The sequence below is a fragment of the Brevundimonas bullata genome (assembly GCF_003350205.1).
In the GTDB taxonomy this organism is placed as follows: Bacteria; Pseudomonadota; Alphaproteobacteria; order Caulobacterales; family Caulobacteraceae; genus Brevundimonas; species Brevundimonas bullata.
Map to the genome: position 1 here is coordinate 33,133 of NZ_QLLC01000028.1, position 7,823 is coordinate 40,955.

Annotated in this window: 7 protein-coding genes; all 7 read right to left on the reverse strand. The window is 67.9% G+C overall.

Annotated elements, in window-relative coordinates:
* Window positions 1-106: 106 nt before the first annotated feature.
* Window positions 107-1,081 carry a branched-chain amino acid transaminase gene (locus DXK21_RS12750; RefSeq protein WP_114818160.1) on the reverse strand — a complete coding sequence of 325 codons (975 nt, stop codon included), beginning with the start codon at window positions 1,079-1,081 and terminating at the stop codon, window positions 107-109.
* A complete protein-coding gene (locus DXK21_RS12755; RefSeq protein WP_114818161.1) occupies window positions 1,065-2,318 on the reverse strand; it encodes a 2-isopropylmalate synthase in 1,254 nt (417 codons plus the stop codon). The genes DXK21_RS12750 and DXK21_RS12755 overlap by 17 nt, the downstream gene beginning before the upstream one ends.
* Window positions 2,318-2,569, reverse strand: a complete 252-nt coding sequence (locus tag DXK21_RS12760; RefSeq protein WP_114818162.1) for an ACT domain-containing protein — start codon at window positions 2,567-2,569, stop codon at window positions 2,318-2,320. The genes DXK21_RS12755 and DXK21_RS12760 overlap by 1 nt, the downstream gene beginning before the upstream one ends.
* Before the next feature lie 2 nt (window positions 2,570-2,571).
* Window positions 2,572-4,290 (reverse strand): acetolactate synthase 2 catalytic subunit, encoded by a 1,719-nt coding sequence (gene ilvG, locus DXK21_RS12765; protein WP_114818163.1) that lies wholly within the window; start codon window positions 4,288-4,290, stop codon window positions 2,572-2,574.
* 32 nt (window positions 4,291-4,322) lie between these two features.
* Complete coding sequence (gene ilvC / locus DXK21_RS12770) at window positions 4,323-5,336, reverse strand: ketol-acid reductoisomerase (RefSeq protein ID WP_114818164.1); 1,014 nt, start codon at window positions 5,334-5,336, stop codon at window positions 4,323-4,325.
* A 3-nt stretch (window positions 5,337-5,339) separates the two neighbouring features.
* Window positions 5,340-7,079, reverse strand: coding sequence for a dihydroxy-acid dehydratase (gene ilvD / locus DXK21_RS12775; RefSeq protein WP_114818165.1), 1,740 nt, complete (start codon window positions 7,077-7,079; stop codon window positions 5,340-5,342).
* A 103-nt stretch (window positions 7,080-7,182) separates the two neighbouring features.
* A complete protein-coding gene (locus tag DXK21_RS16570) occupies window positions 7,183-7,410 on the reverse strand; it encodes a hypothetical protein (protein ID WP_162790668.1) in 228 nt (75 codons plus the stop codon).
* Window positions 7,411-7,823: the final 413 nt, after the last annotated feature.

Consider the following 7,823-nt stretch of genomic DNA (forward strand, 5'->3'; position numbering starts at 1 on the left):
CAGCATGGTGGAGGGGGCGAAGGCCGAGCGCGACAGATGGGGTTCGCCCTCTCCACCGCCTGCGGCGGTCCCCCTCCCCCGTCGCGAGACGACAGGGGAGGATTGATCATGCCGGCTCATGCACGCGCTCCTTGGCCGGGGCGGCGGGCGAGGCTTCGCCGATGGGCTCCAGCCAGCCGAAGCGGTCGGGCGTGGTGCCGTCGAACAGGCCGCGGAAGGCCTTGTTGACCGCCTTGGTGATCGGGCCGGGACCGTTGGCGCGGGTGGGGATGCCGTCGATGGAGCGGACGGGGGTGATCTCGGCGGCGGTGCCGGTCATGAAGACCTCGTCGGCGACATAGAGAGCCTCGCGCGGCAGGACCTGTTCGCGGGCTTCGTAGCCCAGGCCGCGCGCCAGTTTCATGACGCTGTCGCGGGTGATGCCTTGCAGGATGGAGGCGGCGGCGGGCGGGGTCATCAGCACCCCGTCCTTGACGATGAACAGGTTCTCGCCGGCCCCTTCGGACAGCAGGCCGTCGGCGCCCAGGGCGATGCCTTCGCCGAAGCCGCGGACGCGGGCCTCGCGGCCGATCAGATAGCCGGACAGGTAGTTGCCGCCCGCCTTGGCGCCCGCCGGGATGGTGTTCGGCGCGACGCGGTTCCAGCTGGAGATGCAGGCGTCGACGCCCTTCTCCAGAGCTTCCTCGCCCAGGTAGGCGCCCCAGGGGAAGGCCGAGATCATGACGTCGGTGCGGATGTTCTCAGGCGACGGAGACACGCCCATGCCGCACTCGCCCAGGAAGGCCAGGGGGCGCAGATAGGCCGAACGCAGGCCCTCGGAACGGACCACGTCCTTGCAGGCCTGGACCAGTTCGTCCTCGGTGAAGGGCAGGGGGAAGTGATAGATGCGCGCGCTGTCGAACAGGCGGCGCACGTGGTCGGTCAGGCGGAAGCCGCACGGGCCGTTCGGGGTGTCATAGACGCGGATGCCTTCGAACACCGAGGTGCCGTAGTGCAGGGCGTGGCTCATGACGTGGATTTTCGCGTCGGCCCACGGCGTCAGGTCGCCGTTGATCCAGATATTCTTAGCCAGCGGTTGCATAGGTCTTGTCCATTTGTGCGGAGGCGCCGGCAGCCACGGCTGCGATGATGGCGGTCAGCTCCGCGTCATTGATTTCGCCGATCTGGTCGGCGCGTTGTTTGAAGCCGGCGAAGACGTCGGCCAGGCGCTGGCCTTCCAGCACATGGCCCAGGGCCTCGGCCCGCTTGCCGACCGCGTGGCGGCCGGAATGCTTGCCCAGCACGAAGTAGCTGCCCTCGAAACCGACGTCCTCGGGACGCATGATCTCGTAGGTGCGGGCGTCGGCCATCATGCCGTGCTGGTGGATCCCGGCCTCGTGGGCGAAGGCGTTGAGGCCGACGATGGCCTTGTTGCGGGCGATGACCGTCTCGGTCACTTCGCGCAGGGTCTGCGACGCGCGCACCAGGTGGCGGCTCTCGGAGGCGACCGTCACGCCATAGCGGTCTGCGCGGGTGCGCAGGGCCATGATGATCTCTTCGATCGAGGCGTTGCCGGCCCGTTCGCCGATGCCGTTGATGGCGCCCTCGATCTGACGCGCCCCGCCCTCTACGGCGGCCAGGGAGTTGGCGACGGCCAGGCCCAGGTCGTTGTGGGCGTGGGAGGAGAAGATCACGTCCGCGTGGCGCGGTCGGATGATCCCGTCCAGATAGGCGAAGCGCTGGCGCACTTCTTCCGGCGTGGCGTAGCCGACGGTGTCGGGCACGTTCAGCGTCTGGGCGCCCGCGTCGGCGGCGGCCATCAGGGCCTCGGCCAGGAACTCCGGCTCGGTGCGGAAGGCGTCCTCGGCTGAGAACTCGACGTCGTCGAACATGGTGGCGGCGTATTCCACCGTGCGCGAGATGGTCGCCAGCACCTCGTTGGTGCTCATCCGCAGCTTGGCCGAGCGATGGATCGGACTGGTGGCCAGGAAGATGTGGCTGCGGCGATGCGATTTGGGCGCCGGGGCCAGAGCCCGGAACGAGGCGTCGATGTCCTTCTCGTTGGCGCGCGACAGCGAGGCGAAGACCGGGCCCTCGATCTCGCCGCAGACGCGGCGGATGCAATCCTCGTCGCCCGGCGAGGCGGCGGCGAAGCCAGCCTCGATCACGTCCACGCCCAGGTCGCGCAGGACATGGGCCATCTTCAGCTTGGCCTCGGCCGACATGGAGAAGCCAGGCGCCTGTTCGCCGTCGCGCAGGGTGGTGTCGAAGATGATGACGCGGTTGGGGTCCGAGGCCGCGATTTCGGCGGTTCTGGATACTCGTTCTACTCGGGACATTACGCGGCCTCGGACTGGTAGGCAGGGGCGCCGATGCGGGCGACGCCGAACAGGCGGTCGATCTGGCAGCCCAGGTTGTCGATGGAGCGCGCGGCGTCGCGGCCGCGCACGGTCAGGGCGATGCGGCGCGACGCGCCTTCGTCGGCCATGCTCATGCCGTCGATGTGGAAGCCGCGGCGCTCCACCAGGCCGATGAGACGCTGAAGCGAGCCGTCGGCCCGGTCGATTTGGATGTGAATGGTGTCGCTCATGGTCATGCGCCTTCCATCATTTCAGCGTTGCTCTTGCCCGGCGGAACCAGAGGCCAGACGTTCTCTTTGGGGTTGATGATGACGTGGGCCAGGCAGGGGCCGTCGGCCGCCAGCAGGCGGGCGATGCCGGCCTCGACCTGATCGCGGCGGTCGATGCGGAAGGCCTCGATGCCGAAGGCCTCGGCCACCTTCACGAAGTCCGGGTTGTCGGACAGATCGACCTCGGAATAGTTCTCCTCGAAGAACAGCTCCTGCCACTGGCGCACCAGGCCCAGGGAGGAGTTGTCCAGCAGGACGATCTTCAGCGCGACGCCGTAGCGTTTCAGCGTCGCCAGCTCCTGGATGTTCATCATGAAGCCGCCGTCGCCGGCGATGGTGACGACGGTGGCCGACGGGTCGGCCAGCTTGGCGCCCAGGCCGGCTGGCAGGCCGAAGCCCATGGCCCCCAGACCGCCCGAGGTGATGTGGGCTTCGGGCTTGGAAAAGCGACAGTGCTGGGCCGCCCACATCTGATGCTGGCCGACGTCGCAGGCGGCGACGAAACGGTCGCCGGCGGCCTCGGACAACTGCTTCAGCAGGGCGGGCGCATAGACGCCTTCGCCCGGCGCATCATAGCGGGCGGCGTGGTGAGCAGCGGCCGAGGCGCAGCGGATGACCCAGGGGTCGATGGCCAGGGGCGCGGTCGCCATGCGCACGGTCAGGGCCTCAACCCCGGGCTTCAGTTCCCCGGCGACGGCGACATGGGTCTCGCGCAGCTTGCCGATCTCGGAGGCGTCGATGTCGAAGTGGACGACGCGGGCGTGGGGCGCGAACTCGGCCAGCTTGCCCGTGGCGCGGTCGTCGAAGCGGGCGCCCAGGACGATCAGCAGGTCCGACGACTGGACCGCCTCGTTGGCGGCGCGCGTGCCGTGCATCCCCAGCATGCCCAGATAGCCGGGGGCGTCGGTGGCGATGGTGCCCAGGGCGTTCAGGGTCGAGACGGCGGGGATGCCGGTGGCCTCGGCGAAGGCGCGGACAGCCTCGGTGGCGCGGCCGATCTTCACCCCGCCGCCGATGTAGATCAGCGGGCGCTCGGCGGCGCGGATGAAGCGTTCGGCCTCGGCGACGGCGTCGTGGTCGACCTCGGCGGTCTCATTGGGAATGTTGAAGCCGAACGGGGCGGTCGCTGTGGCGAACTGGACGTCCTTGGGCAGGTCGACCAGGACCGGGCCGGGACGACCCGAGGCGGCGATATGGAAGGCCTGTTCGACGGCGGCCGGGATCTCCGAGGCGTCGCGCACCAATATAGAGTGTTTCACGATCGGCAGGGTGACGCCCAGGATGTCGATCTCCTGAAAGGCGTCGGTGCCCATGACGCCCTGGGGGACGTTGCCGGTGATGCAGACCATGGGCACCGAATCCATCATGGCATTGGCGATGCCGGTGATCAGATTGGTGGCGCCGGGGCCGGAGGTGGCCATGCAGACGCCGACCTTGCCCGAGGCGCGGGCGTAGGCGTCGGCGGCGAAGGCCGCGCCCTGTTCGTGACGGACCAGGATATGCTTCAGGCCCGTGCCGGTCAGGGCGTCGTAGATCGGCATGATGGCGCCGCCGGGGTAGCCGAAGACCACCTCCACGCCCATCCGCTCCAGGCTGGAGACGAGCAGGCGCGCGCCGGTGGCCGTGTCGTTCACGGTCGCCGGGGCGGAGGCGGTTTTCAGGGCGGGCGCGGCGGCGCTCATCGGGTCGGTCTCACTTTATATATGCGTGCAGGTCAGGCGGCTTCAGACTTGGCGGTCTGCAGCCAGGCCATGCGCTCGCGCAGGCGCGCGCCGGTCTGTTCGATCTGGGATTCGCTGTCGGCCTTCAGCCAGGCGGCGTACTGCGGTTTGCCGGCTTCGTTCTCGGCGATCCAGTTCCTGGCGAAGGTTCCGTCCTGGATCTCGGTCAGGACCGTCTTCATGCGGGCGCGGGTCTCGTCGTTGATAACGCGCGGCCCCGAGGCGACGGCGCCCCACTTGGCCGTTTCCGAGATGAAGTGGTGCATCTTGGAGATGCCGCCCTCGTAGAACAGGTCCACGATCAGCTTCAGCTCATGCAGGCATTCGAAGTAGGCGATCTCGGGCTGGTAGCCGGCCTCGACCAGGGTGTTGAAGCCCGACATGACCAGTTCCTTGGCGCCGCCGCACAGGACGGCCTGTTCGCCGAACAGGTCGGTCTCGGTCTCTTCGCGGAAGGAGGTTTCCAGCAGGCCGCCGGTCGCGCCGCCGATGCCCTTGGCGTAGCCCATGGCGCGGTCGCGCGCCTTGCCCGTCGCGTCCTTCTCGATGGCGAACAGCGAGGGGACGCCCCGGCCGCGCGCGAACTCGCGGCGGACCAGATCGCCTGGACCCTTGGGGGCGACCAAGATGACATCCATGTCGTCGCGCGGCGTGATGCGGTCGTAGATGATCGAGAAGCCGTGGGCGAACAGCAGGGCGGCGCCCGGCTTGGCGTTGGGCTCGATGATGTCGCGATAGACCTCGTTCTGGATCATGTCCGGGGTCAGAATGGCGATGATGTCGGCGCCGCGAACAGCCTCGGCCGGTTCGGCGGTGGGGACGCCGTCGGCGGTCGCGTGCTTCCAGCCGGTGCCGCCCTGGCGAACGCCGACGACGACGTCATGGCCCGAGTCCTTCAGGTTCTGGGCGTGGGCGCGACCTTGCGAGCCATAGCCGATGACGGCGATGCGCTGGCCCGCGATGGCGCCGGGCTTGATGTCGTCGTTGGTGTAGATGGTGATGGCCATGGTTCAGGCGTCCTCAGAGATGGGGGCGTTGGAATAGGTCGCAGGCGTTTGGGCCGGCGGCGGATTGGGGATGGTCACGGCCCCTTGCGAGGCGGAGGCGACGGCGGCGCGGTATTTCGCGAAAACGCCTTGCGCCGGACGGACCCGGTTGGGGGCGAAGTCCGCCCGGCGCGCCTCCAGATCGACGAGCACGTCGATCCTTCGGTTGGTGACGTCGATGACGATCGGATCGCCATCGCGAATGAGGGCTATCGGGCCGCCCGCCGCCGCTTCGGGCGAGACGTGGCCGGCGACGAAGCCGTAGCTGGCGCCCGAGAAGCGACCGTCGGTCAGCAGGGCGACGTTCTCGATCTTGCGGCCTTTCAGGGCGGCGGTGACTTGCAGCATCTCGCGCATGCCGGGACCGCCCTTGGGGCCTTCGTAGCGGATGATGATGACGTCGCCTTCGCCGACCGAGCCGTCCTGAACCGCATGGAAGGCGTCTTCCTCGCAGTCGAAGACGGCGGCGGGGCCTTCAAAGCGGTCGACCTTGTGGCCGGTTAGCTTGATGACCGCACCTTCGGGGGCCACGTCGCCATAGATGACGGCGTAGGAGCCGCGCGCCATGACGGGGGCGTCCATGCTGGTGACGACCTGCTGGCCCGGCGTCTCTTCGGCCTCGGCGGCCTCGGCGAACAGGCTGCGGCCTGTGACGGTCGGCGTATTGATGATCTTGCCGGCCTCGGCCAGCCGCTGGGCGACCAGGCGGGTGCCGCCCGCCGCGAACAGGTGCGAGGCCAGGAAGCGGCCGCCGGGCTTCAGGTCGCAGATGACCGGGGCCTCGAGGCAGGCCTGGTGGCAGTCCTCGATGCCGAAGTCGACGCCGGCCTCGGCGGCGATGGCGGTCAGGTGCATGACGGCATTGGTCGATCCGCCAGAGGCCGAGACCGCGACGGCGGCGTTCTTCAGGCTGGCGCGGGTGATGTATTTGCGGGCGGTGTCGCCAGCAAAGACGCGCTCGACGATCAGGCGGCCGCAGCGCTCGCCTTCCGCGCCCTTGCCGGGATCGACGGCGGGGACGTCGTTGGCCCCCATGGGGCTGATGCCCATCATCGACAGGGCCATGGCCATGGTGTTGGCGGTAAACTGACCGCCGCAGGCTCCGGCGCCGGGGCAGACCGCGCTCTCGACCGCCTTGAGGCCCTCGTCGGACAGGGCGCCGGCGCCGTGGGCGCCGATGGCCTCGAACACCTCCTGAACCGAGACTTCCTTCTCGCCGATCCGGCCGGGCAGGATGGTGCCGCCGTAATAGACCAGGCCCGGGATATCCATCCGCGCCAGGGCCATGGCCGCCGCCGGGATGGTCTTGTCGCAGCCGACGATGCAGACGACGCCGTCCAGCTGATGCCCCTCGACCGCCAGCTCGATGGAGTCGGCGACCACCTCTCGGCTGATCAGCGATGCCTTCATCCCCTGGGTGCCCATGGAGATGCCGTCGGTGACGACGATGGTGTTGAAGTCGACGGGATAGCCGCCAGCGGCGATGATGCCCGCGCGCACGTCCTTGGCCAGGCGGTCCAGGTGCATGTTGCAGGGCGTGACCGTCGACCAGGTGTTGACGATGGCGATCATCGGCTTGTCGAAGTCGGCGTCCTGCATCCCTGCGGCGCGCAGATAGGAGCGCGCCGCAGCCCGGGTCGGCCCCTGGGTGACGGCGGAACTGCGCGCATTGGGTTGTTTTTTGCTGTTGGGCGAGTTGGTCATCGGATTTTTGGAAGGTTCTGCCTATCGGGTCTGTACTGGGCACATGAAAAACCCCGCTGCCGGGTGGGAGCGGGGTGAAGCGGGCGATTTTGACTGGGTTAGGTCAGGTCGCAGGCATCCACACCGCTCGGCTAAGCGGAATAAGAATTACCGAAAGAAGGAGTACGCCCAGCGACAGCACGCGCAGATCGGCCGCCGCTTTCGCGGGGCTCAGGATCGCAGCAATGGCGGCGCGGTGGGACACGGAAGAACCTTTCAACTGGACGCTCTTATGCCGGCGCTTATGCTGCGATGCAACCCGCTCCAGCTCAAATGTGGAATAAAAGTGCATTAGAGCGCCCATCGCGACAACTGGGGCGTGCCTGTTGCGTCATTAGACGCGGACGGCGCAAGATTTCACCGCCCTGAGCGTTGAGGCGCGATGGCGGCTGGCGTGGGGCGGCAGGGGTGATCTGTCGTCCCTCTATATAAGGGGGATGGCGGCGTGCGGTTCTGTGCAGCGCTCTTGGACTCCTGTTCGTCGAGATAGTTCGTGAATCTGTCATTCTTGTCTTGTGGACTCGGGGATGGGTCCGTATATCCGCCGCTCGCTTGGAAACGGGCGGGCCGCGGGGTTCGGAAACGGGCCGGGCGGGATCTGTGAGGTGGGGCTTCGGTTTCCAGCTTTGCAGAAAAGGTTGAAAAGCCTTGTTGACTTGGAGTTTGGCTTTCCTTAGATAGCCGCCTCCGCCGGGCCTTCGGGTT

Bases quoted from the DNA above. Each gene is read 5' to 3' on its own strand.
- ilvC (WP_114818164.1), bottom strand. From the start codon at position 5,336: ATGGCCATCACCATCTACACCAACGACGACATCAAGCCCGGCGCCATC.
- DXK21_RS12760 (WP_114818162.1), bottom strand. From the start codon at position 2,569: ATGAGCGACACCATTCACATCCAAATCGACCGGGCCGACGGCTCGCTT.
- DXK21_RS12755 (WP_114818161.1), bottom strand. From the start codon at position 2,318: ATGTCCCGAGTAGAACGAGTATCCAGAACCGCCGAAATCGCGGCCTCG.
- ilvD (WP_114818165.1), bottom strand. From the start codon at position 7,079: ATGACCAACTCGCCCAACAGCAAAAAACAACCCAATGCGCGCAGTTCC.
- ilvG (WP_114818163.1), bottom strand. From the start codon at position 4,290: ATGAGCGCCGCCGCGCCCGCCCTGAAAACCGCCTCCGCCCCGGCGACC.
- DXK21_RS16570 (WP_162790668.1), bottom strand. From the start codon at position 7,410: ATGCACTTTTATTCCACATTTGAGCTGGAGCGGGTTGCATCGCAGCAT.
- DXK21_RS12750 (WP_114818160.1), bottom strand. From the start codon at position 1,081: ATGCAACCGCTGGCTAAGAATATCTGGATCAACGGCGACCTGACGCCG.